The 24,629-nt window shown below is 74.0% G+C and carries 21 protein-coding genes, 1 tRNA gene and 1 riboswitch; of the genes, 13 read left to right on the forward strand and 9 right to left on the reverse strand.

Annotation, left to right across the window (positions count from 1 at the left end; all coding sequences use genetic code 11):
• The first annotated feature begins 193 nt into the window (after positions 1-193).
• From LQU92_RS12695 to LQU92_RS12710, 4 genes are all read left to right on the forward strand, one after another.
• The gene (locus LQU92_RS12695) at positions 194-1,036 is read left to right on the forward strand and encodes a copper chaperone PCu(A)C (RefSeq protein WP_230781146.1); all 843 of its coding nucleotides are present in this window, start codon (positions 194-196) and stop codon (positions 1,034-1,036) included.
• Positions 1,029-2,261: a Dyp-type peroxidase gene (locus LQU92_RS12700; protein ID WP_230781148.1), complete on the forward strand. Its 1,233-nt coding sequence runs from the start codon at positions 1,029-1,031 to the stop codon at positions 2,259-2,261. Before LQU92_RS12695 ends, LQU92_RS12700 begins: the two co-directional genes overlap by 8 nt.
• Positions 2,262-2,404: 143 nt before the next feature.
• The gene (locus LQU92_RS12705; RefSeq protein WP_101851753.1) at positions 2,405-4,576 is read left to right on the forward strand and encodes a cytochrome c oxidase assembly protein; all 2,172 of its coding nucleotides are present in this window, start codon (positions 2,405-2,407) and stop codon (positions 4,574-4,576) included.
• Positions 4,577-4,700: 124 nt separating this feature from the next.
• Positions 4,701-6,593, forward strand: coding sequence for an NHL domain-containing thioredoxin family protein (locus LQU92_RS12710; RefSeq protein ID WP_230781149.1), 1,893 nt, complete (start codon positions 4,701-4,703; stop codon positions 6,591-6,593).
• A 76-nt stretch (positions 6,594-6,669) separates the two neighbouring features.
• Here LQU92_RS12710 and LQU92_RS12715 read toward each other — a convergent pair whose 3' ends face one another.
• Positions 6,670-7,656 (reverse strand): hypothetical protein, encoded by a 987-nt coding sequence (locus tag LQU92_RS12715; protein WP_230781150.1) that lies wholly within the window; start codon positions 7,654-7,656, stop codon positions 6,670-6,672.
• 149 nt (positions 7,657-7,805) lie between these two features.
• On the opposite strand from LQU92_RS12715, the gene LQU92_RS12720 reads away from it, so the two are divergent.
• A complete protein-coding gene (locus LQU92_RS12720) occupies positions 7,806-8,456 on the forward strand; it encodes a hypothetical protein (RefSeq protein ID WP_230781151.1) in 651 nt (216 codons plus the stop codon).
• Positions 8,457-8,638: 182 nt separating this feature from the next.
• On the opposite strand, the gene LQU92_RS12725 is transcribed toward LQU92_RS12720, so the two are convergent.
• From LQU92_RS12725 to LQU92_RS12755, 7 genes are all read right to left on the reverse strand, one after another.
• Complete coding sequence (locus LQU92_RS12725; protein ID WP_230781153.1) at positions 8,639-9,898, reverse strand: ABC transporter ATP-binding protein; 1,260 nt, start codon at positions 9,896-9,898, stop codon at positions 8,639-8,641.
• A 50-nt stretch (positions 9,899-9,948) separates the two neighbouring features.
• A complete protein-coding gene (locus LQU92_RS12730) occupies positions 9,949-10,782 on the reverse strand; it encodes a carbohydrate ABC transporter permease (RefSeq protein ID WP_101851757.1) in 834 nt (277 codons plus the stop codon).
• A gap of 6 nt (positions 10,783-10,788) precedes the next feature.
• The gene (locus LQU92_RS12735) at positions 10,789-11,778 is read right to left on the reverse strand and encodes a carbohydrate ABC transporter permease (RefSeq protein WP_230781155.1); all 990 of its coding nucleotides are present in this window, start codon (positions 11,776-11,778) and stop codon (positions 10,789-10,791) included.
• Positions 11,775-13,097: an extracellular solute-binding protein gene (locus LQU92_RS12740; RefSeq protein WP_230781157.1), complete on the reverse strand. Its 1,323-nt coding sequence runs from the start codon at positions 13,095-13,097 to the stop codon at positions 11,775-11,777. The genes LQU92_RS12735 and LQU92_RS12740 overlap by 4 nt, the downstream gene beginning before the upstream one ends.
• 162 nt (positions 13,098-13,259) lie before the next feature.
• A complete protein-coding gene (locus LQU92_RS12745; RefSeq protein ID WP_058859594.1) occupies positions 13,260-14,186 on the reverse strand; it encodes an AEC family transporter in 927 nt (308 codons plus the stop codon).
• 121 nt (positions 14,187-14,307) lie between these two features.
• A complete protein-coding gene (panD, locus tag LQU92_RS12750) occupies positions 14,308-14,754 on the reverse strand; it encodes an aspartate 1-decarboxylase (RefSeq protein WP_230781159.1) in 447 nt (148 codons plus the stop codon).
• A gap of 143 nt (positions 14,755-14,897) precedes the next feature.
• Positions 14,898-14,971: transfer RNA gene (locus tag LQU92_RS12755), tRNA-Gly, on the reverse strand.
• 107 nt (positions 14,972-15,078) lie between these two features.
• On the opposite strand from LQU92_RS12755, the gene dcd reads away from it, so the two are divergent.
• Positions 15,079-15,654, forward strand: a complete 576-nt coding sequence (gene dcd / locus LQU92_RS12760) for a dCTP deaminase (RefSeq protein WP_230781161.1) — start codon at positions 15,079-15,081, stop codon at positions 15,652-15,654.
• 40 nt (positions 15,655-15,694) lie between these two features.
• Here the strand turns inward: dcd and LQU92_RS12765 are convergent, their stop codons facing one another.
• A complete protein-coding gene (locus LQU92_RS12765) occupies positions 15,695-16,999 on the reverse strand; it encodes an MFS transporter (protein WP_230781163.1) in 1,305 nt (434 codons plus the stop codon).
• A 148-nt stretch (positions 17,000-17,147) separates the two neighbouring features.
• Here LQU92_RS12765 and LQU92_RS12770 point away from each other — a divergent pair, with 148 nt between their 5' ends.
• Genes LQU92_RS12770 through LQU92_RS12800 form a run of 7 tightly spaced genes read left to right on the forward strand, consistent with a single transcriptional unit; the run spans position 17,148 to position 24,254 of the window.
• Entirely contained in the window at positions 17,148-20,237 is a 3,090-nt protein-coding gene (locus LQU92_RS12770) for a Na+/H+ antiporter subunit A (RefSeq protein WP_230781165.1), read from the forward strand.
• Positions 20,234-20,737 (forward strand): Na(+)/H(+) antiporter subunit C, encoded by a 504-nt coding sequence (locus LQU92_RS12775; RefSeq protein ID WP_058859590.1) that lies wholly within the window; start codon positions 20,234-20,236, stop codon positions 20,735-20,737. The genes LQU92_RS12770 and LQU92_RS12775 overlap by 4 nt, the downstream gene beginning before the upstream one ends.
• The gene (locus tag LQU92_RS12780; RefSeq protein ID WP_058859589.1) at positions 20,734-22,374 is read left to right on the forward strand and encodes a Na+/H+ antiporter subunit D; all 1,641 of its coding nucleotides are present in this window, start codon (positions 20,734-20,736) and stop codon (positions 22,372-22,374) included. The genes LQU92_RS12775 and LQU92_RS12780 overlap by 4 nt, the downstream gene beginning before the upstream one ends.
• Complete coding sequence (locus tag LQU92_RS15345) at positions 22,371-23,267, forward strand: Na+/H+ antiporter subunit E (RefSeq protein ID WP_308071635.1); 897 nt, start codon at positions 22,371-22,373, stop codon at positions 23,265-23,267. Before LQU92_RS12780 ends, LQU92_RS15345 begins: the two co-directional genes overlap by 4 nt.
• Positions 23,267-23,536 carry a monovalent cation/H+ antiporter complex subunit F gene (locus LQU92_RS12790; protein WP_255667557.1) on the forward strand — a complete coding sequence of 90 codons (270 nt, stop codon included), beginning with the start codon at positions 23,267-23,269 and terminating at the stop codon, positions 23,534-23,536. The genes LQU92_RS15345 and LQU92_RS12790 overlap by 1 nt, the downstream gene beginning before the upstream one ends.
• Before the next feature lie 5 nt (positions 23,537-23,541).
• Positions 23,542-23,928 carry a monovalent cation/H(+) antiporter subunit G gene (mnhG, locus tag LQU92_RS12795; protein WP_257879672.1) on the forward strand — a complete coding sequence of 129 codons (387 nt, stop codon included), beginning with the start codon at positions 23,542-23,544 and terminating at the stop codon, positions 23,926-23,928.
• Between the two features lie 59 nt (positions 23,929-23,987).
• Entirely contained in the window at positions 23,988-24,254 is a 267-nt protein-coding gene (locus LQU92_RS12800; RefSeq protein ID WP_230781167.1) for a DUF4235 domain-containing protein, read from the forward strand.
• 177 nt (positions 24,255-24,431) lie between these two features.
• Positions 24,432-24,553: riboswitch (TPP riboswitch) on the forward strand.
• The last annotated feature ends 76 nt before the right edge of the window (positions 24,554-24,629 follow it).

Genomic DNA, 24,629 nt, shown 5'->3' on the forward strand with positions numbered 1-24,629 from the left:
CGCCGCGGCCGGCGCCGGTCCCGTCGGCGCCGCAGCCGTCGCCACGGCCGGGCCCGCGCGTCCTCTCGCCCGGCCCGGCCGCCCGTCCCCGCCCGCCGGCAGGGGACCGGGACCCGCTCCCGTGCCCGCCCGCACGTCCCGCACCCGCTTCCGGCGCGGCCCCGTCCGCGCCCGTCCCCGAAGGACCACCACCATGCGCACCACCGTGCACCCCACCCCGATCCGCACCGCCGCCGGCTCCCCGTCCGCACCGCGGCGTCCCGCCGGGAGGTCCGTGCCGCGCCTGCTGCGCGGCACGGCCGTGCTCGCGCTCGGCGCCCTGGCCCTCACCGGCTGCGGGACCCCAGCCGCCGGGCCGGAGGCCACCGCCGCCGCGAGCGCCGCCGCCGCGGACGGCACCGCCGCGGACGGCACCGCGTCCGGGCCGCTGACCGTCGAGCGGCCCTGGGCCAAGGCCCGCACGACCGGCGGCATGACGGGCGTGTTCGGCACGCTCGTCAACGACGGCGACAGCCCGGTCGTGCTGACCGGCGCCAGCGCCGAGGGCGTCGCCGGCGCCGTCGAGCTGCACGAGACCGTCCTGGACCCGGAGACCGGGGCCACCGTGATGCGGCGGCTCCAGGAGCCCGTGACGATCGCGCCGGGGGACTCCTACGCGCTCGAGCCCGGGGCGGACCACATCATGCTCCTGGACCTGCGGTGCGGGCTCCACGCCGGGGACGAGCTCGCGCTGCGCCTGCAGTTCGAGGACGGCACCGAGCAGGTGCTCACGGCGGCGATCCGCGACTACGCCGGGGCCCGGGAGGAGTACCGCCCCGGCGAGGGCCCCGAGCAGGGCGCCCCGGCCTCCCACGGGACCACCTCGCCCGCCGCGTCGTCGCCCGGGGACACCGCGGACGGGACCTCCGGGCACGGCGGCTCCGGGGAGGCCGGCACGATGCACGGCGGCTCCGCGGAGGGGACCCCCGCTGCGGGGGCTTCCGCGGCCCACGACGGCACGACGGCGGCCGCCGAGCTGCCCGCCTGCGATGCGTGAGCCCGGCCCCCGTCGGGGCGGGCTGAGCCGCCGCGGGCTGCTCGTGGCCGGCGGCGTCGCCTCCGCCGGCGCGGCCACGGCGCTCGGGGCCGAGTCCCTGCGCCGCGGCACCGCCGCGGCCCCGGTGGAGCAGCCCGTGCCTGCGGCCCACGGCGGGCGGACCGAGCCCTTCCACGGGGCCCGGCAGGCCGGGGTGGGCACCGTGCCGCAGGCGTTCGCGTCCTTCGTGGCCCTGGACCTGCGCCCGGGCGCGGGTCCGGAGGCCGTGCGGCGCCTGCTGCGGGTGCTCTCCGCCGACGCGGCCGACCTCGCCCGCGGCACGGCCCCGGTCGGGGACCAGGAGCCGTGGCTGGCCGCGCACCCGGCCCGGCTCACGGTGACCTTCGGCTTCGGCCCGCGGCTGCTGGGCCTGCTCGCCCCCGGCCGGGTGCCGCCGTGGCTGCGGCCCCTGCCGGCGTTCTCGATCGACCGCCTCGAGGAGCGCTGGAGCGGCGGGGACCTGCTGCTGCAGCTGTGCGCGGACGACCGGCTCGCGCTCTCCCACGCGCAGCGGGTGCTCCGCAAGGGCGCCCGCTCCACCGCGACCGTGCGGTGGGTGCAGGACGGGTTCCGGCACACGGTCGGGGCCGTCCCGGAGGGCACCACGATGCGCAACCTCTTCGGCCAGGTCGACGGCACCGCCGATGCCCGCCCCGGGTCCGAGGAGTTCGAGCGCGTGGTCTACGGCAGGGCGGACCCGGCCCCGTGGATCGAGGACGGCACCGCCCTGGTGGTCCGCCGGATCCGGATGGACCTCGACGCCTGGGACGAGGTCGACACCCCCGCCCGCGAGGACGCGGTGGGCCGCCGCCTGGCCGACGGCGCACCCCTGACGGGCACCGCCGAGCACGACGAGCCGGACCTGGCGGCGACGGGCCCCCTCGGCTTCCCGGTCGTCGCGCCCTACGCGCACGTGCGCCGCGCGCGCCCGGCGGACCCGGTGGAGCGGATCCACCGGCGGGTCTACAACTACGACCTGCCCGGGGCGGGCGGGGCCGGCGACGCGGGGATGATCTTCGCGTCCTACCAGGCCGACCCCGACCGGCAGTTCGTGCCGATCCAGCGCCGTCTCGACGAGCTGGACATGCTCAACGCGTGGACGACGCCCGTCGGCTCGGCCGTGTTCGCGGTGCCGCCGGGCTGCGCCGAGGACGGGTTCGTGGGCGACGCCCTGCTGCGGGCCTGAGCGCCACGGCACCGCACGGGGCCCGGCCCACCGCGGCCGGGCCCCGTGAGCCCCGCCACCCCCGGCCCCACCGGCTTGCGCGGCGGGGGACAATGGGGAGCGGACCGCCCCGTCGTCGAGGGGCGGGTGAAGGAGACGCACGCATGACTTCCAGGACGGTGCAGCGCACCGACCGCGGCACGGGGCCGCAGGAGACGGGGACCCGGGGGACCGGCGGCCGCCGGCCGGAGCCGTGGACGCTCGCGGCCGTGCCCGTCGTCGCCCTCACGGCGCTCGTGCTGGCGATGCTGTGGAGCGGCTCCGGCGCCCCGCGCCTGGCCGCGGACCCCGGCGCCCTGGTGCGCTGGGGCCTGCCCGTGGCGGAGGTCGTCCACGACGGCGCCCTCGTCGTGGTGCTCGGCTCCCTGCTGTTCGCCCTCGGGATCGTGCCGAAGCACCGGGGGACCGGCCGCCGCCGCGGCACCGGGCAGGACCCCGCGCCGGAGCACCCGCTGTTCACGCAGACGCTGCGCCTCGGCGGGGCGGCCGCGGTCGTGTGGACCGTGGCCGCCGTCGCGGTGCTCGTGCTCTCCTACTCGGACGTGGCCGGCGTGCCCGTGGGCGGGGACGAGACCTACACCGGGCAGCTGGTGCACTACGCCACCGAGATCCCCACGGGACAGGCCCAGTCCGTGATCGTCGTGGTCGCCGCCGTGGTCACGACCCTGCTCTTCGGGGTGCGCGCCCTCCTCGGGCTGCTGCTGACCGCCGGCCTCGCGTGCACCGCCCTCGTGGCCATGGCCCTCAACGGCCACTCCGCCGGGGGCAACGACCACATGGGCGCGGTCAACTCCCTCGGCCTGCACCTGCTCGGGGTGTGCCTGTGGACCGGCGGGCTCGTGGTCCTCGCCTGGCTCGCGCCGTGGCTCGACGCCCCGGAGGCCGGCACCGCGGCCCTGCCCGCCGGGTCCGCCCGCGGCCGCACCGGCGGGGCCGTGCGGCGGGTGCCGCTGGCCGCCGTCGTGCTGCGCCGCTTCTCCGCGGTCGCGCTCGCCGCGTTCCTGCTCGTCGCCGCCTCCGGGGTGGTCAACTCCGCGGTGCGCATCGGCTCCTGGGAGCAGCTGTTCAGCCCCTACGGGGAGATCGCCCTGACCAAGGCCGTGCTGACCCTGCTGCTCGGGGCGGCCGGCCTCGTCCACCGCCGCCGGCTGATCCCCGGGCTCGAGGCCGGGCGGATCGGGCCCCGCCGCGCGGTGTGGCAGCTGGTCCTGGGCGAGCTGCTCGTCATGGGCGCCGTCATGGGCCTGGCCGTGGCGCTCTCGCGCACCGCCCCGCCGGTGCCCGAGACGATCGCCCCGGACGCCTCCCCGGCCCTGATCCTCACCTGGTACGAGCTGCCGCCCGAGCCCACCGCGGCGTCGTGGTTCACCACCTGGCGCGTGGACTGGCTGTGGCTGACGGTGTGCCTGGTCCTGCTCGTGGTCTACCTGCGCGCGATGGTGCGGGTGCGCCGGCGCGGGGACGCGTGGTCCGTGCTGCGCGCCCTGTCCTGGGTCACCGGGCTGGGCGTGCTGTTCTGGATCACCTCGGGCGGGCCGGCCGTCTACGGCCGGGTGCTGTTCTCCGCCCACATGGTCGAGCACATGATGCTGACCATGGTCGTGCCGATCTTCCTCGTGCTGGGCGCCCCGGTGACCCTGCTGCTGAAGGCCCTCGAGCCCCGGCAGGACGGCTCCCGCGGGCCCCGCGAGTGGATCCTGCGCCTGGTGCACTCGACCTGGAGCCGGGTCGTCACCCACCCCGTGTTCGCCGCGGTGAACTTCGCCGCCTCGATCGTGGTCTTCTACTTCACCCCGCTGTTCGGCCTCACCCTCCGCTACCACGTGGGCCACGTGTTCATGGTCACCCACTTCCTGATCACCGGGTACCTGTTCATGCTCGTGCTCATCGGCACCGACCCCATCCCGCGCCGGCCCGGGCACATGATGCGGCTCGTGCTGCTGCTGGCCACGATGGTCTACCACGCCTTCGTGGGCGTCGCCCTCATGGGCTCGGACACCCTGCTGCAGGCCTCCTGGTTCGGCAACACGGGCCGCGACTGGGGCCGGACGGCGATCGAGGACCAGCAGTTCGGCGGGGCCCTGATGTGGGGCATCGGGGAGTTCCCCACGGTCGTGGTGGCCGTCGTCGTCGCCGTGCTGTGGGCGATCGAGGGCACGAAGGAGAACCGCCGCGCCGACCGGAAGGCCGACCGCACCGACGACGCCGAGCTGAAGGCCTACAACGAGATGATGGCCGGGCTCGCCGAGCACGACGACCGCGCCGCCCGGCGCTGACCCGCCCGGCCCGCGCTCCCGAGGGCGCGCGGGCCCGCGCGGGGGCGGGACCGGACCACCGGCCGCGCCCCCGCGTCGACCACCTGACAAGCACCCCACCACGCCGTCGAAAGGACCTGACACCGTGCGCCTCACCTCCCGCGTCCGCGCCTCCGAGCTGGAGGGCCGGGCCTGGCTCAACACCGGCGACAAGCCGCTGGACCTCGCCGCGCTGCGCGGCAAGGTCGTGATCCTGGACTTCTGGTCCTTCTGCTGCATCAACTGCCTGCACGTGCTCGACGAGCTGCGCCCCCTCGAGGAGCGCTTCGCCGACGTGCTCGTGACCGTCGGGGTGCACTCCCCGAAGTTCGAGCACGAGGCCGACCCGGAGGCCCTGGCCGCGGCCGTGGACCGGTACGAGATCCACCACCCGGTCCTCGACGACCCCGAGCTGACCACGTGGCAGGCCTACACGGCCCGCGCGTGGCCCACGCTCGTCGTCGTCGACCCCGAGGGCTACATCGTGGCCCACCTCTCCGGGGAGGGCCACGTGCAGGGCCTCGTCCCCCTCGTCGAGGAGCTCGTGGCCGAGCACGAGGCCAAGGGCACCCTGCACCGCGGCGACGGCCCCTACGTCCCCCGCCCCGCGCCCGAGGGCGACCTGCGCTTCCCCGGGAAGGTCCTGCCCCTGCCGGACGGCTCGTTCCTCGTCTCCGACACCGGCCACCACCGGCTGGTCCAGCTCGGCAACGACCTCGAGACCGTCCAGCGCGTCATCGGCGCCGGCAAGGGCCACCAGGACGGGGACGCGGACACCGCCCGCTTCACCGAGCCGCAGGGCCTGACCCTGCTGCCGGAGCAGGTGCGGGCGGCGGTCGGCTACGACGTCGTCGTCGCCGACTCGGTCAACCACCGCCTGCGCGGGGTCGAGCTCGCCACGGGCCGGGTCCGCACGGTCGCCGGCAACGGCGTGCAGCGCCTGCTCGACGAGGAGCGGGCCCGCGGCGCGGAGCCCAACCACATCGACCCCGACGCCGACCCGCTGGACGTGGCGCTGTCCTCGCCGTGGGACGTCGTGTGGTCCACGGCCGCCGACCGGCTCGTCGTCGCGATGGCCGGCACCCACCAGCTGTTCTCCTTCGACCCGCGCACCGGCCGCCTGGCCGTGCTCGCGGGCACCGGCGACGAGGGCCTCAAGGACGGCGCGGCCGGCGAGGCGTGGTTCGCGCAGTCCTCCGGGCTGGCCGAGGACCACCACGGCAACGTGTGGGTCGCCGACTCCGAGACCTCCGCCCTGCGCGTGGTCCGGTTCGACGACGACGGCGCCGCGGCCGTCGAGACCGCCGTGGGCGAGGGACTGTTCGACTTCGGCTTCCGCGACGGCGACGCCGCGCAGGCCCGGATGCAGCACTGCCTCGGCGTGGCCCAGCTGCCCGACGGCTCCGTGGCCGTGGCCGACACCTACAACGGCGCCGTGCGCCACTACGACCCGCGCACCGGCCAGGTCGCGACCCTGGCCCGCGGCCTGGCCGAGCCCTCCGACGTCCTGCTCGACGTCTCGGGGGAGCAGCCGCTGCTCGTGGTCGTGGAGGCCAACGCCCACCGCCTCGTGCGGGTCCCGGTCCCGGCGGCCGCCCAGCGGGTCGACGAGGGCGCCGCACGGACGCAGCGGCCCCGCACGAGGCTGGCCCCCGGCGCGCTGACGGTCGACGTGCGCTTCAGCGCCCCCACGGGCCAGAAGCTCGACGACCGGTGGGGCGACCCGACGCAGCTGAGGATCTCCGCCTCCCCGGAGGAGGCGCTGGGCGAGGGCGCGGGCACGGCCCAGGGGCTGCGCCGGGAGCTCGTGCTCGTCGAGGGGGTGCGCGAGGGGGTCCTGCACATCACCGCGCGCGCCGCGGCCTGCGACGGCGAGCCGGGCGGGGAGATCCCCGACCACGCCGCCTGCCACCTCTACCAGCAGGACTGGGGCATCCCCTACGTGCTGGACCCCGAGGGGGACGACGAGCTCGTCCTGGACCTGCGCGGGGTCAACTGAGGTCCTCTCCCGGGCCGCCGGACGGCGGCCCGGGAGCTGCGCCTGCGGCTCGTGCGGCCCGGTGTGCTCCGGGGGCTCAGCCGCGCGGGGTGACCGTCACGGTCGAGCGGTCGACCGCGAGGTCGGCCGAGACCTCGAAGGGCACCTCGCGCTCGACCCGCTCGACCTCCCCCGTGAACAGGTCCAGGGAGTCGAAGGCGATGCGCGCCGTGCCCCGCGCCGGCTCCAGGCCCCAGCCGCCCCCGCCGCGGGTGCCCACGACGATCTCCGGCTCGGGGTGCTCGACGATGCTCCACTCGACCTCGCCGGCGACCCGGCCGTCGAACTCGTAGGAGAAGGGACAGCCGGCGGGGTAGAGCGTGTCCTGCTCCGCGCAGCCCTCGAGGTGCTCGCGCAGCTGCCGGTCGACCTCCTCGCGCAGCCGGTCGGTCGGCTCCGCCTCGAGCTCGATCCGCGCCCGCTGGCCCGGCCCGGTCACGACCGCGGTCCGCGGCTCGGCGCGCACCAGCTCGGAGTCGTAGGAGGCGGTGTAGACCCCCGGGTAGAACACCGCGAACTCGCCCGAGGACCCGGGCAGGGCCACCGCCGTGCCGTTGAGGTCGACGGAGGAGGCACCGGGCAGGCTCACCTCGACGACGGGCAGGCGCGACCCGTCGAAGGCCCACACCGTGAAGAAGCCCCACTGGGTGTCCACCGGGTGCAGGTCGAACTGCGAGCTGTGCCGCTGCCCGTCGAGGACGTACTCGGCGCGCACCGCGGCGCCGCCGTCCCCGGTGTCCTCGACGGTGCTCACCTCGACGTCCTCGAGGGAGCCGGCGGCGGCCTCGAGCGGGGCGCCGTCGAGCATCGCGGCGTCGGCCTCCGGGACCTCGGCGTTGAGCAGCCCCAGCGCCTCCCCGCCCTCGCCGTCGCGCAGGTCCTCGACGTAGGCGCGCACGTCCGTGGTGGGGCCGTAGAGGTACTTGTTGACCAGGGCGATCGTGACGGCGGCGGCGGCCACCGCGAGCACGAGCAGGAACAGCCAGGCCCCGACGGCCTTGAGCACGCGGGTGTTCGAGTCCATCCGCTTACGCTAACCGATCCCGGCCCGTCCACCCCGCGTCCACCCGCGGCGGGTACGCTTCCCCTGCCGCCGCCCGGGCCGGGCCGGCGCCGCTGCGCTCCGGCCCGCCGCGCCCCGCACCGTCCCCGAACCCCCGTCAGGAGCTCCCCGTGGCCGACGCCCTCCGGCAGGTCCCCGCCCAGTACGGTCCCGCGCGCCGGGCCTTCCGCCCGCGGCTGGGCGCCTACGGCCGGAGGGTGCTCGCGTGCCTGCCGGCCCTCGCGGTCGCCGTCGCCGGGGTGCTGCTGCTGTTCTGGCGGCGGCCCCCGGGCGGGACCGGTCTCACGGTGCTCGTCCTCGTCGTGCTCGCGGCCGCCGCGTGCTGGAGCCGGCTGCGCCCCGCCCTGGCCGTGCGCACCGACACCCACGTGCTGCGCTCGCGCACCGTGGGCTTCGCCGCCGCGCCCCTGGACGGGATCGAGCACGTGGTGCTCGTCGAGGCCCTGCGCCGCGCGCCCGACGCCCCGCGCGGGGGCGCCACCGCGCACCTGTGGGCCGCCGGGCGCGGAGGGCGCCGCGTGCTCGCCCTCGACGGGCCGGTGTGGGACGCCCGGACCCTCGGGGAGCTCGCGGAGTCGCTGGGGCGGCCCTGCACCCGGGTGCCGTCCGCGACCGCGCCCGAGCTCGCCGCCCGGTGGCCCCGGCTCGTGCCCTGGCGGCTGCGCCACCCGCGGGTGCGCTCCGCGGCGACCGCCGCCGCGCTGCTGGCCGTCGTCGGCCTCGTCCTGTGGCTGCCCTGGGCCCAGCAGGCCGGCGCCTGAGCCTCCCGGGGAGCGGAGGTTCCGCCGGCCGGCCCGGCCGCCGCGGCGGCGGATCCCCGGGCCGGGGCCCCGCCCGGGGCGCCGCCGCGGGCGGGCCCGGGAACGGGGGAGGAGCCCGCCCCCGGGACGGGGACGGGCTCCTCGGACCTGCCTGCCGCGCGCCGGGCCGACCGGCGCGGGGCTCACCCGGCCGCGGCCAGCTCCTGGCGGGCCCGCTCGATCTCGGCCGTGCGCTCCTCGGCGGCCTCGCGGGTCAGCTCGGCCCCGGCCTCGGCGTCGCGGGTGAGGTTCTCCCCGGTCTCCGGGTCGAAGACGTGCATCCGGCGGGTGTCCAGCCAGATCCGGCCCTCCGTGCCGCCGCGGATGCGCGAGGACGCGTCGAGGGAGACCACCAGCTGCGGGGTCATCTCGTCGGCGTCCAGGTCGCGGGCGAGCTCGTTGAGCTTCGACTGCACGGCCTCGTCGGGCTGGTAGCGGATGTAGCCGTACTGCTGGTTGCCCAGCCACTCGGTGTGGGTGAAGCGGGCGTCGAAGGTCGTCCCGCGCGCGGCGACCGCCTCGTCCACGAACTTCGCGTCCTCGAAGTGCTCCGGGCGCACGCCCAGCAGCACGATCGAGTCGTCGCCGGGCAGCCGGCCGGCGGCCTGCTCCGGGACGGCGATCTCGCCCAGGGGGGTCACGAACACCCCGTCGCGCACGTGCGCCGGGATGAAGTTCATCGACGGCGAGCCGATGAACCCGGCCACGAACAGGTTGACGGGCTGCTCGTAGAGCTCCCGCGGGGACGCGATCTGCTGCAGCACGCCCTTCTTCAGCACGGCCACCCGGTCGCCGAGGGTCATCGCCTCGGTCTGGTCGTGGGTGACGTAGACCGAGGTGATGCCCATCCGCCGCTGCAGCTGGGCGATCTCGGTGCGCATCTGGCCGCGCAGCTTCGCGTCCAGGTTGGACAGGGGCTCGTCGAAGAGGAACGCGTCGGCGTCCCGCACGATCGCCCGGCCCATCGCCACGCGCTGGCGCTGGCCGCCGGAGAGGTTCGCCGGCTTGCGCTCGAGGTGCTCGTCGAGGTCGAGGGTCGAGGCGGCGTGGCGGACCTTCCGGTCGATCTCCTCCTCGGAGAACTTCCCCTTGGACAGCCGCAGCGGGAACGCGATGTTCTCGTAGACCGTCAGGTGCGGGTAGAGCGCGTAGTTCTGGAAGACCATCGAGAGGTTGCGCTCGCGGGGCTCCTTCTCGTTGACCCGCTGGCCGTCGATGAGCAGGTCCCCGGAGGTGATGTCCTCGAGGCCCACGATCATGCGCAGCAGGGTCGACTTGCCGCAGCCGGAGGGGCCCACCAGGATGAGGAACTCCCCGTCGGCGATGTCGATCGAGACGTCGTTGACGGCGGGGAACCCGTCGCCGTACTTCTTGACGAGGTTCTTGAGGGTGATGGATGCCATCTGGGACTCAGTCCTTCGTGTCGGATCGGGAGGGGCGTGGGCGGCCGGGCTCAGCCCTTGACCGCGCCCTGGGTCAGGCCGGAGACGATCTGGCGCTGGAAGAGCAGCACCAGCAGCACCACCGGGATGGTCACGATGATCGCGGCCGCGGAGATCGCCCCCGCCGGGTCCTCGAACTGCGAGGCGCCGGTGAAGAACGCGAGCGCGGCCGGCACGGGACGGGCGGCCTCCGTGGAGGTCAGGCCGATGCCGTAGACGAAGTCGTTCCACGCGATGAAGAACGCGATGATCGCGGTGGTGAACACCCCGGGGGTGGCCAGCGGGACGATGACCTTGCGGAAGGCCTGCCACGTGGTGGCCCCGTCCACCTGCGCCGCCCGCTCGAGGTCCCACGGGATCTGCTGGAAGAACGCCGTGAGCGTCCAGATGGAGATCGGCAGGGTCAGCGAGAGGTACGGGATGATCAGGCCGGGCCAGGTGTCGTAGAGCCCGATCTGGCGCCACAGGTTGAACAGCGGGGTCACCACGGAGATCACCGGGAACACCGAGACGGCCAGCGCCACGGTGAGGATCAGCTTCTTGCCCGGGAAGTCGAGGCGGGCGATCGCGTAGGCGCAGAACGTCGCCAGCACCACGGCGATGAACGTGGCGATGAGGGAGATGCCGATCGAGTTGATCAGCGCCGGGACGAACAGGTCGCGGGCCGAGCCGACGAAGATCATCTCGTAGTTCTCCCCGACCCACCGGGTGGGCAGGAACTTCCCCGAGGTGAGGTCCGAGGGGGACTTGAACGACGTCATGAGGATCGAGGCCACGGGGAACAGGGCGTAGACCAGCACGAGGACCGAGACCACGGCCCAGCCGAGCTTCTGCTTGGTGGACATGGGGGACTACCTTCCCTTCCCGGAGCCGGCGAGGTCGACCTTGAACACCTTGATGGCGATGAAGGCGATCAGCAGCACGCACACGAACAGGATCACGGACACCGCCGAGCCGAGCCCGATCTCCAGGCGCCCGATCGAGGTGCGGTAGGCCAGCAGCGACAGCGTCTCGGTGCCGTACTGGCCCTGGGTCATGATGAAGATGTTGTCGAAGATGCGGAAGGCGTCCAGCGCGCGGAACACCACCGCGACCATGATCGCGGCCTTCATGTTCGGCAGGATCACCTTCGACATCCGCTGCCACCACGTGGCGCCGTCGACCTTGGCCGCCTCCGTGTACTCGCTCGGGACCTGGGCCAGGCCCGAGAGCAGCAGCAGGGAGATGAACGGGGTGGTCTTCCAGATCTCCGAGGCCATGATCACGAACAGGGCCGGCCACTGGGAGGAGAACCAGTTGAAGTCCGGCCCGATGCCCGGCACCCAGGAGAACCAGTTGTTGACGTAGCCGGTGGTGATGTCGAACGCGTAGAACCAGGCGAAGGCCGAGACCACGGTGATGATGCCGTAGGGCACGAGGATCGCGGTGCGCAGCAGGCCCCGGGTGTTGCGGATGGCGTTGTTCATCACGAGCGCGAGGGCGAAGCCCAGCACGAGCTCCACGAGCACGGTGATGATGGTGATCAGCACGGTCACCCACAGGTCCCGCAGGAACACCGGGTCGCTGAGGACCGTGGCGTAGTTGCCGAGGAAGACGAAGGACTTCTCGTCCGGGGCCGTGAGGCGGAACGAGAACATCGAGTCGTAGAGCGCCTGCAGGATCGGGTACATCGTGACCAGGAGCATGATCACGAACGCCGGCCCGGCGAGCATCCACCCGAGCTTGCGCTCGGAGCGGGCGCGGTCCGAGAGCACGGGCCCTGCGCTGCGCCGGCCCGAGGGCGGGCGCTGCCCGGCCGTCGTCTCGGTGCCCGGGGCGTTGGGGTTGGCGACGGTGCTCATAGCAGACGGTCTCCTCTCAGGACGGCCTCGATGAACTCGGCGGTGTTCCGGGGCGTGCTCTCGGTGACGGAGGCCGGCGGGGTCCACTCCTGCTGGATCGCCGTCGAGACCTCGTTGTAGAACGGGGTCTGGGGCCGCGGGGCGGCCTGGTCGAGGGACTCCCGGATCGTCGCGTACATCGGGTACGCCTCGCGCACCTCCGGGTCCTCGTAGGCGGCCTCGGACGCCGCCGGGTTGCCGTTGGTGACGAAGTAGTACGCCTGGTTCTCCGGCTGGACGATGCACTCCACCGCCTCCCACGCGAGGTCCTGGTGCTCGGAGGTCGCCCCCACGCCGAGGTTGATCCCGCCCAGGGGCGGGGCCGAGGGGGTGTCCGCGTCCACGCGCGGCCACAGGGCCCAGCCGATGTCCTCGTAGACGGAGGCCTCGACCGTGCCGTCCTCCACGGCCGCGGCGGTCGCGGCGTAGATGAACGGCCAGTTGACCATGAACGAGCCCTGCTCGGACTGGAACTGGATCATCGAGGCGTTCTCGTCGCTGGTGGGCAGGCCCGGCCCGCCGAGGCCGTCGCGCCCGATCGTGCCCACGATCTCGGCGGCCTGGCGCCCGGCCTCGGAGTCGAGGCCCACGGAGATCTCGTCCGCGGGCGCCTCGGGGTTCTCGATGATCTCCCCGCCGGCGGACTTCACGAGCCCGTTGACCCACACCGTCATCGACTCGCCCTGCGTGCCCTGCACGCCCAGGTACTTGTCCTGCTGGCGGGCGGCGTCCATGATCTGCCGCCACGTCACCGGCTGGTCCATGTCCAGCCCGGCGGCCTCGGCCACGGACTCGCGGTACCACAGCAGCTGGGTGTTGGCCCAGAAGGGGATGGTCACCAGCTCGTCGTTCCACCGGGCGCCCTCGAGGGGCCCGTCCAGCACGTCCTGGGTGGTCGCGTCCACGACCTCCTGCGGGGGCGTCGCCAGGAAGCCGGGCTCCGCGAGCTCGGGGATGAACGGCGGGTCCAGGCTCATGATGTCCATGGAGCTGTCCCCGGCGGCCAGGCGGCGGGCCAGCTGCTCCCGCTGCGAGGCCGCGTCGCGCGGCAGCAGCGAGGTCTCGATGCGGTAGCGCCCGCCCGACTGCTCCGTGCACTGCCGGGCCAGCTCGGCCTGCCCGCCGGCGTCGGGGTTGATGTACCAGGTCAGGGTCGGGGTGCCACCGGCGTCGGCGCCGCCGCACCCGGTGAGGACCAGAGCGCCCACGGCGCCGAGGGCCGCGGCCGTGCCGCGCCGCCCTCGCCCGCGGGCCTGCTGGGCGTGTGAGGTGGTGGTCAACGGTCTGTTCCTCCCCTTCGACGGTGCGACGCTCCGGGGAGGGGAGGGCCGGGCCTGTGCGGCCGGTGCCGTCCTCCCGCGGAGCTTTCAGTCTATGGGTGGCATACCTCACAGACCAGTAACCTGACCATTCGCAGTCGTGTCACATCGGGGGACGGGCGCTCAGGCCAGCAGCAGGGCCACGGCGGCCATGGTGAGCATGGCCAGCACGGTGGTCAGCAGCACGGTGTCGCGGCACAGCAGCTCGGAGCGCCCGTAGCGGACGGCGGCGACGTAGATGTTCTGCGCCGTGGGCAGGGCGGCCATGACGACGACGGCGTAGAGCAGGTGCCCGTCCAGGCCCAGCACGAACCGGGCCAGCAGGAAGGCCAGCACCGGGTGCAGCAGCAGCTTGCAGGCCGAGGCCAGCAGCACGTCCCGCCGCGGGCTCTCGCCGCGGCGCAGGGGCGTGGCCCCGACCAGGGAGATCCCGAAGGCCAGCAGCATCGCCGGGATGGAGGCGCCCGCGATCAGCTCCACCGGCTGCTGCAGGACCTCGGGCAGCTGCCAGCCGGTCACCCCGAAGAGGATCCCCAGGCCGGAGCCCACGATCATCGGGTTGGTCACCACGTTGCCCAGGACCGTGACGGGGCTGGGGCGGCGCCCGTCCGTGAGGGTGTCCATCACGGTGAGGTAGACCGGGGTGTTGAGGGCCAGCTGGAAGAGGATCACCGGCACCACCTGGGTGGCGTCGCCGAGCACGAACGCGGCGATCGGGATGCCGAGGTTCGCGGAGTTGACCTGGGAGGCCGCCTGGGCGCCCATCACGGTCGCGGCGAGGTCGCGGCGCAGCACCCACCGGGACAGCCCGGCGTAGACGAGGGTGGTCGTCCACGCCGAGACGGCGGCGACCAGCAGGGGGGCGGAGAGCATCCGGGCGACGTCCGCCTCCGCGATGGTGACGAACAGCAGCGGGGGGCTGGCGACGTAGAAGGCGAACTTGCTGAGCACCAGCTGCCCCTGCGGGCCGAGGATCCCGCGCCGGCCCACGAACCAGCCGGTGAGGATGATCGCCCAGACGATGAAGAACCCCGAGAACACACCGGCCACGGAGCCCTCCTCGCACTGCGGGGCCCGCGGGTCCGGGCCCCTACCGTTCTACCCCATCGGGGGCGGGGTCCTCGGCCGCGGCGGGAGGGGGCGGGCGGCCGGGGCGGGAGGGGGCTCCGCCTCAGCCGGTGGGCAGCTCGGCCCGGGCGGCGGCGAGGTCGCGGGCGTGCGGGGGTCGGGCCACGCCGTCGAGCAGCGCCTCCGCGGGATCGGAGCCGAGCTCGACGATCCGGTTGCGCCCGTCGACGTGCACCACGGAGGGCACGTGGGCGCGGGCCTCGGCGTCGTCCATCTGCGCGTAGCTGATGAGGATGACGACGTCACCGGGGTGGACGAGGTGGGCGGCGGCGCCGTTGATGCCGATCACGCCCGAGCCGCGCTCGCCGGCGATCGTGTAGGTCTCCAGCCGCGCGCCGTTGGTGACGTCGACGATCGCCACCAGCTCGCCCGGGAGGATGTCGGCGGCGTCGAGCAGGTCCTGGTCGACGGTGACGGAGCCGACGTAGTGCAGGTCGGCCTGGGTCACGGTCGCACGGTGGATCTTGGCCTTGAACATGGTGCGCAGCATGACGTGAGCGGAGCTCCTGGGAGGCGGCGGGGACGGTCGCCCGAGCGGGCGCCGGGTGCGATTCTACCGGAGGCGGCGGCCGCGGGGCAGGGGCGGGGACGAGGAACGCCCTGTGCCGTGCGGCACAGGGCGTTCGTCGTTCGTGGAGCGGCCGACGGGAATCGAACCCGCGTATCAGGCTTGGGAAGCGTGCGCTCTACCATTGAGCTACGGCCGCGCGTCCTCGTTCCGCTCGACGGGTGCGCCGGGCGGGACATCGAACACTGTACACGACCGTGCGGGGCCCGCCACCCGGGACCTGCGCGGTGCGCTACCTTGGGGTCCGTGCTGATCTCTGACCGCGACATCCGCCGGGAGCTCGACGCGGGACGGGTCGTCCTCGAGCCGTACGACCCCGCCATGGTCCAGCCCGCCAGCGTCGACGTGCGCCTGGACCGCTGGTTCCGCCTGTTCGACAACCACAAGTACGCGCACATCGACCCCTCGGTCGAGCAGCCGGACCTCACCCGGCTGGTCGAGGTCGACCCCGACGAGCCGTTCGTGCTCCACCCGGGAGAGTTCGTCCTGGGCTCGACCTGGGAGAGGGTGACCCTGCCCGAGGACGTCGCGGCCCGGCTCGAGGGCAAGTCCTCGCTGGGCCGGCTCGGGCTGCTGACCCACTCGACGGCGGGGTTCATCGACCCCGGGTTCTCCGGCCACGTCACCCTCGAGCTGTCGAACATGGCCACCCTGCCGATCAAGCTGTGGCCCGGCTCGAAGGTCGGCCAGCTGTGCTTCTTCCGGCTCAGCTCCCCGGCCGAGCACCCCTACGGGGACGCCGCCTACGCGAGCCGCTACCAGGGCCAGCGCGGCCCCACCGCCTCGCGCAGCCACCTGAACTTCTCGCGCACCCGCATCTGAGCCCCGGCCGGTCCCTCCGTGCGGGCCCGCCCGGGCCGGGTCAGCGGTCCCGGGCCGCCGGCGGGCGCACGCCCAGCAGCAGGACGGTGCCGGCGAGGACCACGAGCAGGATCCCCAGGATCCCCCAGCGCTGGGCCCCGAGCGCCGAGACGAACACCGCGAAGAGGGTCGGGGCCAGGAAGCTCACGGCCCGGCCCGTGGTCGCGTAGAGGCCGTAGAGGGCGCCCTCGCCGCCGGGCCGGGTGAGCCGGCCCAGGAACGTGCGGGAGGCCGACTGCGCCGGGCCCACGAACAGGCACAGCGCGAGCCCGCAGACCCAGAACGCGGCCGTGCTCTCCAGGAACAGCAGGGGGGTCCCCGCGGCGAGCACCCCGAGCAGCGCACCGAGGATCACCCGCTTCGGGCCGAGCCGGTCGTCGAGGCGCCCGCCCACGAGCGCGCCGAGGCCCGCGGCGACGTTGCCGACGATCGCGAAGACGATCACGTCGGTGAGGCCGAAGCCGAACGTGCCGGCGGCGATCACCCCGCCGAAGGTGAAGACCGCGTTGAGCCCGTCCCGGAACACGGCGGAGGCCAGCAGGAAGCGCAGGGTGTCGGGGGCGTCGCGCCACAGTTCCCGCAGGGTCCGCCCCAGCTGCCGGTAGGAGCGCAGCACGGAGAACCGGGGGCCGCGGTGGGCCGGTGGCGCGTCGGGCACCGCGAGCAGCACCGGGACGGAGAACGCCGCGATCCACAGCCCCGAGAACAGGGCCACGGCCCGGACGTTGAGGGCGTCCTCCTCGGGCAGCCCCAGCAGCCCGGGGCTGACGAAGCCGAACAGGACGATCGCCAGGGCGAGGATCCCGCCGAAGTAGCCCATCGCCCAGCCCTGTCCGCTGACCCGGCCGATGTGCTCCCGGCCGGCGAGGCCCGGCAGCATCGCGTTGTAGTTGACCACCGCGAACTCGTCGAAGACGTTGGCCAGCGCCAGCAGCCCCACGCCGAGCCACAGGTAGGACGGGTCGGGCAGCACGAAGAAGCACAGGCCCGTGAGCAGCGCCGTGAGCATCGTGTTCGTGCCCAGCCAGAACCGGCGCCGCCCGGTGCCGTCGCTGCGCTGGCCCACCACCGGGGCCAGCAGGGCCACGACGACGCCGGCGGCGCCCATGCCCCAGCCCAGCGCGGCGGAGGCCCGGTCCTCCCCGCCGAAGGCCTCGCCGGTGAGGTAGACCGTGAACACGAACGTGGTCATCACCGCGTTGAACGCCGCCGACCCCACGTCCCACAGGCTCCAGGCCCACACCCGGCGGCGGTCGGGGGCGGTGTCCGTGCGGGCCGGTGCGGGGGCGGGGGGAGGGGCGTCCATGCCGTCATGCTAGGCGGCGCGCCGGGCCGGACCGGGGCGCGCTGCGCGCAACGGCGCGGCGAGCGCGCAACAGGGCGGGAATTCCGTTTTGATAGGGTGGTCTCTCCGCGGGGGAGCACCCCGCCCCACGACCCTCTGGAGGCGCCCCATGACCGTCGTGCTCCTGCTCCACGCAGTGGCGGCGACGGTTGCGCCCCTCCTGTTCCCGCGCATGGGCCGCAGCGCCTTCTACGTCCTGGCCGCCGTGCCGCTGGCCGGGCTGGTCTGGCTGCTGGCCGCCGCCCCCCGCGTCTACGGCCCCGGGGGCGGCTGGACCGAGTCCTGGACCTGGATCCCGTCCCTCGACCTCGGGATCGCCTTCCGCATGGACGCCCTCGCGTGGGTGATGTCCCTGCTCGTGCTCGGCGTCGGCTCGCTCGTGCTCTTCTACTGCGCCCGGTACTTCAAGTCCGGCGCCGAGGGCGTCGGCGGCTTCGGCGCCCAGTTGCTGGCCTTCGCCGGGGCCATGTTCGGGCTGGTGACGGCCGACGACCTGCTGCTGCTGTTCGTCTTCTGGGAGATCACCACCGTCCTGTCCTTCCTGCTCATCAGCTACAGCCGCACCCGCCTCTCGGCCCGCCGGGCCGCCCTGCAGGCGCTCGTGGTCACCACCGCCGGCGGGCTCGCGATGCTGGTCGGGATGATCATGCTGGGCGAGACCGCCGGCACCTACCGGATCTCCGCGCTGCTCGAGCGGGCCCCCGAGCTCGCGCAGGCCGGCACCGTGGTGGACGTCGCGGTGCTGCTGCTGCTCGTGGGCGCGGCGACCAAGTCCGCGCTGATCCCGCTGCACTTCTGGCTGCCGGCCGCGATGGCCGCCCCCACCCCCGTCTCGGCGTACCTGCACGCCGCGGCGATGGTCAAGGCCGGGGTCTACCTCGTGGCCCGCTTCGCCCCCGGCTACGCCGAGACCGCCCTGTGGCAGCCCGTCGTCGTCGTCCTGGGCCTGGCCACGATGCTCTTCGGCGGGTGGGTCGCGCTCAAGCAGTACGACCTCAAGCTGATCCTCGCCTACGGGACCGTCAGCCAGCTCGGCTTCCTCGTGGTGGTCGTGGGCTGGGGCTCGGCGGACACCGCCCAGGCCGGGATGGCCATGCTGCTCTCCCACGGGCTGTTCAAGGCCACGCTCTTCCTCGTGGTCGGCATCATCGACCACCGGGCCGGGACCCGCGACATCCGCCGCCTGTCGGGGCTGTTCCGCAGGGTGCCCGTGCTCTTCGGCGTCGCGCTCGTGGCCGCCGCCTCGATGGCCGGGGTCCCGCCGCTGGCCGGGTTCGTGACCAAGGAGGCCGTGCTCACGGCCTTCGTGCACGCCACCGGCGAGCCGTGGGGCACGCTCGTGCTCGCGGGCCTGGTGGTCGGCTCGGTGCTGACCTTCGCCTACAGCGCCCGCTTCGTGTGGGGCGGCTTCGCGCACAAGTCCGCGCACTTCTCCGAGCTCGACGAGGGCGTCGGCGGCCGGTCGGTGATCAGCGACGTCGACCGCATCGAGCCGTCCTTCCTCGCCGCCCCCGCGCTGCTGACGGTCCTCACCGTGGTCTACGGGCTGTGGCCCGCGCCGGTGGACGCGATGCTGCAGCCGTACGTCGACCAGTTCCCGGTCGTGGCCGGCCACGAGTTCTACCTCGCCCTGTGGCACGGGCTCACCCCCGCGCTCGGGCTCTCGGCGCTCGTGCTCGCCGCGGGCACCGCGCTGTACCTGGCCAAGCGACCGGTCAGCGACCTGCAGCGGGCCCTGCCCGCGCTGCCGCCCGGAGAGCTGCTGTACCGGCGCACCATCAACGTCCTGGACCTGCTCGCCGTGTGGATCACCGGCCGCACCCAGCGCGGGTCGCTGTCGTTCTACCTCTCCGTGATCCTGCTGACCGCCATCGTGGTCCCGGCGATCGTGCTCTTCGCGGCCGAGACCCCGCCGCTGGCGGCGGTCCACTGGGCGGACGGCCCGGGTCAGCTCGTGGCCGGCGTCGTGATGGTCGTGGCGGCGCTGCTCGTGCCGCTGGCGCGCAAGCGGTTCCTGGCCGTGCTGCTCGTGTCGGTCACCGGCTACGGGCTGGCGCTGATCTTCGCGCTCCAGGGCGCCCCGGACCTCGCGCTGACCCAGACCCTCGTGGAGACCGTCTCCCTGATCGCCTTCGTGCTCGCGCTGCGCTCCCTGCCCGCCCCGCTGTGGCACCGCAACCCCACCGGTCACCGGGCATTGCGCGCCGGCATCGCCGTGGCCTTCGGGGTCTTCATGACCGCGCTCGCGGCCTTCAGCATCTCCTCCCGCTCGGCGGACCCGATCTCCCTCGAGCTGCCGCGGATGGCCTACGAGCTCGGCGACGGGCAGAACGTGGTCAACGTGATCCTCGTGGACATCCGCGCCTGGGACACCTTCGGGGAGATCAGCGTGCTCGTGCTCGCCGCGACCGGCGTGGCCTCCCTGATCTTCGTCACCGGCCGCGGGGACCGGATCGTGCGCTCCGGCCCGGACACCGGGCAGATGCGCGTGCTGCGCACCCGCAATGCCGAGGCCCTCGACGACACGGGCCGGGAGGCGGAGCTGACGCTCGCGCGCCGCTTCGCCCGCTCCGGCGCGGCCGAGGAGGACCCCTTCCTGCTGGCCGGGCACACCCTGGCCCCCGAGCGGCGCTCGATCGTCTTCGAGGTGGTCACGCGCCTGCTCTTCCACACCTTCATGATGGTCTCGCTCTACCTGCTCGTGGCCGGGCACAACGACCCCGGCGGCGGGTTCGCCGGCGGCCTGCTCGCCGGGCTCGCCCTCGCCGTGCGCTACCTCGCCGGCGGGCGCTACGAGCTCGAGCAGGCCACGCCCATCAACGCCGGCACCATGCTCGGTGCCGGACTCGCGATCACCGCGCTGTACGCGATCACCCCCGTCTTCCTCGGCGGGTCCGTCATGCAGAGCTACACCTGGGAGGTCGACCTGCTCCTGTTCGGGCCGCAGAAGTTCGTCAGCGCCATCGTCTTCGACATCGGCGTCTACCTGATCGTCGTGGGGCTGATCCTCGACATCCTCCGCTCCCTGGGCGGGCGGATCGACGAGCGCGTCGAGGAAGATGCGGTGCGCCGGCGCCGCCGCACCGGCGGCACGCGCATCCGGCTCTCCGGGCGCCGGGCCACCCCCGTGCCGCGCGCCGGGTCGCGCCCGGCCACGGCGGGAGCGCCCGCCGGCGAGGACGGGGGGCGGTCCCGGTGAGCGTGAACCTGACCCTGCTGCTCGTGATGGGCGTGCTCTACACCGTGGGCGTGTACCTGCTGCTCGAGCGCTCCCTGACCCGCGTGCTGCTCGGGATCGTGCTGCTGACCAACGGCACGAACCTGCTGATCCTGCACACCGGCGGGCGCCCCGGCGCGGCACCCCTCTACGACTCCGCCCTGGCGGGGGAGGACTACAGCGACCCGCTGCCCCAGGCGCTGATCCTCACCTCGATCGTGATCTCCCTGGCCGTGACCGCGTTCCTGCTCGGCATGATCTACCGCTCGTGGGTGCTCGGGCGCCGCGACGAGATCCAGGACGACGTCGAGGACCGCCGCGTCGCGCGCCAGTCCTCCTACGACGTGGAGGACGACGCCGAGATCCCCGCCGACACCACGGAGTTCGACACCTCGCCCGGCGACGAGGCGGCCGGGCGCGACCCCGACGAGGACGTCGAGGCCCCGGGCGCGCCGACGGCCGGACGGGAGGGGACCCGATGACCCTCAACCCCGCGCAGCTGGCCCCGCTGGCCGTGATCATCCCGTTCCTCGGCGCCGCCCTGAACCTGCTGCTGCTGCGGCGCAACCGGCTGCAGCGGACCGTGGCGATCGGTGCGCTCGTGCTCAGCCTCGTCGTCGAGACGGTCGTGCTCGTCGGCACCTGGGACCTCGGCCCCCAGGCCGTGCACCTGGGCGGCTGGGAGGCCCCGTGGGGCATCGTCATGGTCGTCGACCAGCTCTCCTCCCTGCTGCTGGTCGTCTCCACGGTCGTCTCGCTGTCCGTGCTCGTCTACGCGACCGGCCAGGGCGTGGCCGACGGCGACGACGAGGGGCCGATCTCGATCTTCCACCCCTCCTTCCTCATCCTCGTGGCGGGGGTCTCCAACGCCTTCCTGGCCGGGGACCTGTTCAACCTCTACGTCGGCTTCGAGATCCTGCTCGTGGCCTCCTACGTGCTGATGACGATGGGCGGGACCGTCCAGCGCATCCGCACCGGCGTCACCTACGTGGTCGTCTCGGTGATCTCCTCGGTGCTGTTCCTCATCACCATCGCGATGATCTACGGGGCCACCGGCACCATCACCATGGCGGACCTGTCGGTGAAGCTCGCCGAGCTGCCCGTGGGCACGCAGCTGCAGCTGCACCTGATGCTCGTGATCGCCTTCGGGATCAAGGCCGCCGTCTTCCCCCTGTCCTTCTGGCTGCCCGACTCCTACCCCACGGCCTCCGCACCCGTCACCGCCGTGTTCGCGGGCCTGCTGACGAAGGTCGGCGTGTACGCGATCATCCGCACCGAGACCCTGCTGTTCCCGGCCGAGCGCATCGACGGGCTGCTGATGACGGTCGCACTGCTGACGATGGTCGTGGGCATCCTCGGCGCCCTCGCCCAGATCGACATCAAGCGCATGCTCTCGTTCACGCTGATCAGCCACATCGGCTACATGATCTTCGGGGTGGCCGTCGGCACCGCCGAGGCGCTCGCGGCCACCGTGTACTACGTGGCCCACCACATCGTGATCCAGACCAGCCTGTTCCTCGTGGCGGGGCTGATCGAGCGCCGCGGCGGGTCCACGAACGTGGACCGCCTCGCGGGCCTGGCCCGCATCTCCCCGCTGCTGGGCCTGCTCTACCTCGTGCCCGCGCTCAACCTCGGCGGGATCCCGCCGTTCTCCGGGTTCCTCGGCAAGGCGGGCCTGCTCCAGGCGGGCGTGGCCCGCGGGGACTGGCTCTCCTACGTCCTCGTGGCCGGTGCCGTGCTCGTGTCCCTGCTGACGCTGATGGCGCTGATCCGGGTGTGGAACCGCGCCTTCCTGCGCGCCCCGGAGGACGCCGAGTACCCCGACCCGATCCTGATGGCCCCCGTGCCGGCCGGCTCCCGCTTCCTGCTGACCTCCGGCGGGGTCGACGACCAGGCGGGCCGCTTCGGCGGCAAGGGCGACGTCCGGCTGATGTCGCCGTCGATGCTCGGGGCGACCTCCGCGCTCGTGGCCGTCGGGGTGGCCCTGACCGTCTTCGCCGGACCGCTGTTCCAGCTCGCGGACAACGCCGCGGAGAACCTCGTGCGCCCCGAGCGCTACGTCGGCGCGGTCCTGGACCTGTCCACGGGCCCCCAGCCCGTCGTGGAGGAGGCCCCGTGACCCGGCCCCGGAACCCGCTGCTCGTCGAGCTGCCCCTGCTGGTGTGGCTCGTGCTCGTCTGGGGCGCCCTGTGGGGCGACTTCCGGGCCGGCAACCTGGTCTTCGGGGCGCTGCTGGCCCTGCTCGTCACCTGGGTGCTCTACCTGCCGCCGGTCCAGCTCTCCGGGCGCTTCAACCCGGTGCACTTCGCGCTGTTCACGGCCACCTTCGTGTGGCAGGTCGCGAAGGCCAGCTTCGAGGTGCTGCTCGTGGCGCTGCTCGTGGGACCGCGCACGCGCAACGCCGTGGTCGGCGTGCAGCTGCGCACGCGCTCCGACCTGCTGCTCACCGCGACCGGGCACACCATGACGCTGATCCCCGGATCCCTCGTGATCGAGGTCGACCGGGCCGGCGCCACCCTGTACTTCCACGCCCTCAACGTCCGCACCCCGGAGCAGGCCGAGGACTTCCGCCGCGCCGTGCTGCGCATCGAGGCGGCCTGGATCCGGATCATGGGCACCCGCGAGGAGCTCGCGGCCCTGCGCGCCGAGCGCCGCCCCGGGACGGGCGCGGACCCGGACAGCGCCGCGATCCGCGCCCCCATCACCTCGCAGCAGCAGATCGTGCGGGGCCGGGGCGACGACGGAGCCGCGGCGGGGTCCACGGAGCCGGACGGGCCGGGCGCGGGTCGGGCCGGCCCGGACCACCGCGCCCAGGACGATCCGGCCCACGACGGCCCGGGCACCCCGGTGCAGGCCGGCCCGCCCGGGCCCGGACGGGGCCCCGCCGGTCACACCGCCGCCCGGACCGACGAGGGGCCCCGGCCCGAGGACGACCGCGCGGGACACGCCGGACCCCCGACCGACCCACCCGCCGGGCAGACCCGGCCCGCGACCGAGGAGGACCGCCCGTGATGGAGATCGCCGTGGGCATCGCCGCCGTGCTGCTGAGCCTGGGCGCGGCCGGCACCCTCTACCGCCTGGCCAAGGGCCCGTCCCTGCTCGACCGGGTCGTGGCCACCGACGTGCTGCTCGCGATCGTCGCGGCCGCCCTCGCGGTGGACATGGCCTACCACGGGCACCTGGACAACCTGGTGCTCATGGTCATCGTCTCGCTCGTGGGCTTCATCGGCTCCGTGACGGTCGCGCGCTTCGCGACCCAGACCGCCGAGCACGGGCGGTGAGCCCCGTGACCGAGACCGTCCTGGACGCGGCGACGGCCGTGTGCCTCGTGGTCGGCGCCCTGATGTCGCTGGCCGCGGCCGTGGGCCTCGTCCGCTTCCCCGACCTGCTGACCCGCATGCACGCCGGCACCAAGCCCCAGGTCTTCGGGCTGCTGCTGATGCTCACCGCGGTCGCCCTGGGCAGCCGCAACGCGTGGATGATCCCGCTGATCGTGCTCGGGTGGGTGTTCCAGCTGCTCACGGTGCCCGTCTCGGCGCACATGGTGGGGCGCTCGACCTACCGCACCAAGCACCTCAACCGCGACACCCTCACCCAGGACGACCTGCAGGAGGTGCTCAACCGCGTCGGCCCCGACGGACAGCACACTGACGGCCCCGGGCGGACGCGCTAGGCTGGGACGGATCCCAGGGGCCCCCGCCCCGGCCCGCGACCCAGAAGGAGCACCCGCCCATGAACACCCAGATCCTGCACCTGCTCGGCACCGGCGCCTCCCTCGGCGGCGTAGCCCTGACGAACAAGGTCCTGGCCGCCGGCTGGAAGAAGGTCACGGGCCAGGAGCCCCCGGCCAAGAACCCGGACCCGGAGGAGGCCTGGACGGGCATCATCATCTGGGCGCTGATGACCGGTCTCGTCGGCACGGTCATCAAGGTCGCCATCAGCCGCAAGGTCCACGAGCTGGAGAACCGGCCGAAGGCCACCAGCGGCTCCGAGGTCTGAGCCCGCGGCAGCGGTGCGCGAGGGCGGGGCTCCGCCCCGGGGAACCGGGGGCGGAGCCCCGCCCTCGCGCACGTCCGGGCGCGGACCCGCCCCGCGCATCCCGTCCGGAGCACCCCCGTCCCGGTCGCGACCGGCCCGGGTACCGGCCGCGGCTCCGGCGCAGTAGACTGGGTGGCACTTGAACGACAGGGGAGCGCACCCCGCCGGCGACGGCGGCACAGCGCTGAGAGTGCGGATCACCGCAGACCCTCGAACCTGCTCCGGTTAGCACCGGCGAAGGGAGTCGAGCACCTCGGGACGGTCGTGCGCGCCACGGCGCGCCGTGCCGTCCTCCCCTCCTGGCACCGATCGGCTCGCTGAGCCCAGGAGGCAACC

Origin of the sequence: Kocuria sp. LUK (assembly GCF_021012935.1) — a bacterium.
Taxonomy (GTDB): domain Bacteria; phylum Actinomycetota; class Actinomycetes; order Actinomycetales; family Micrococcaceae; genus Kocuria; species Kocuria flava.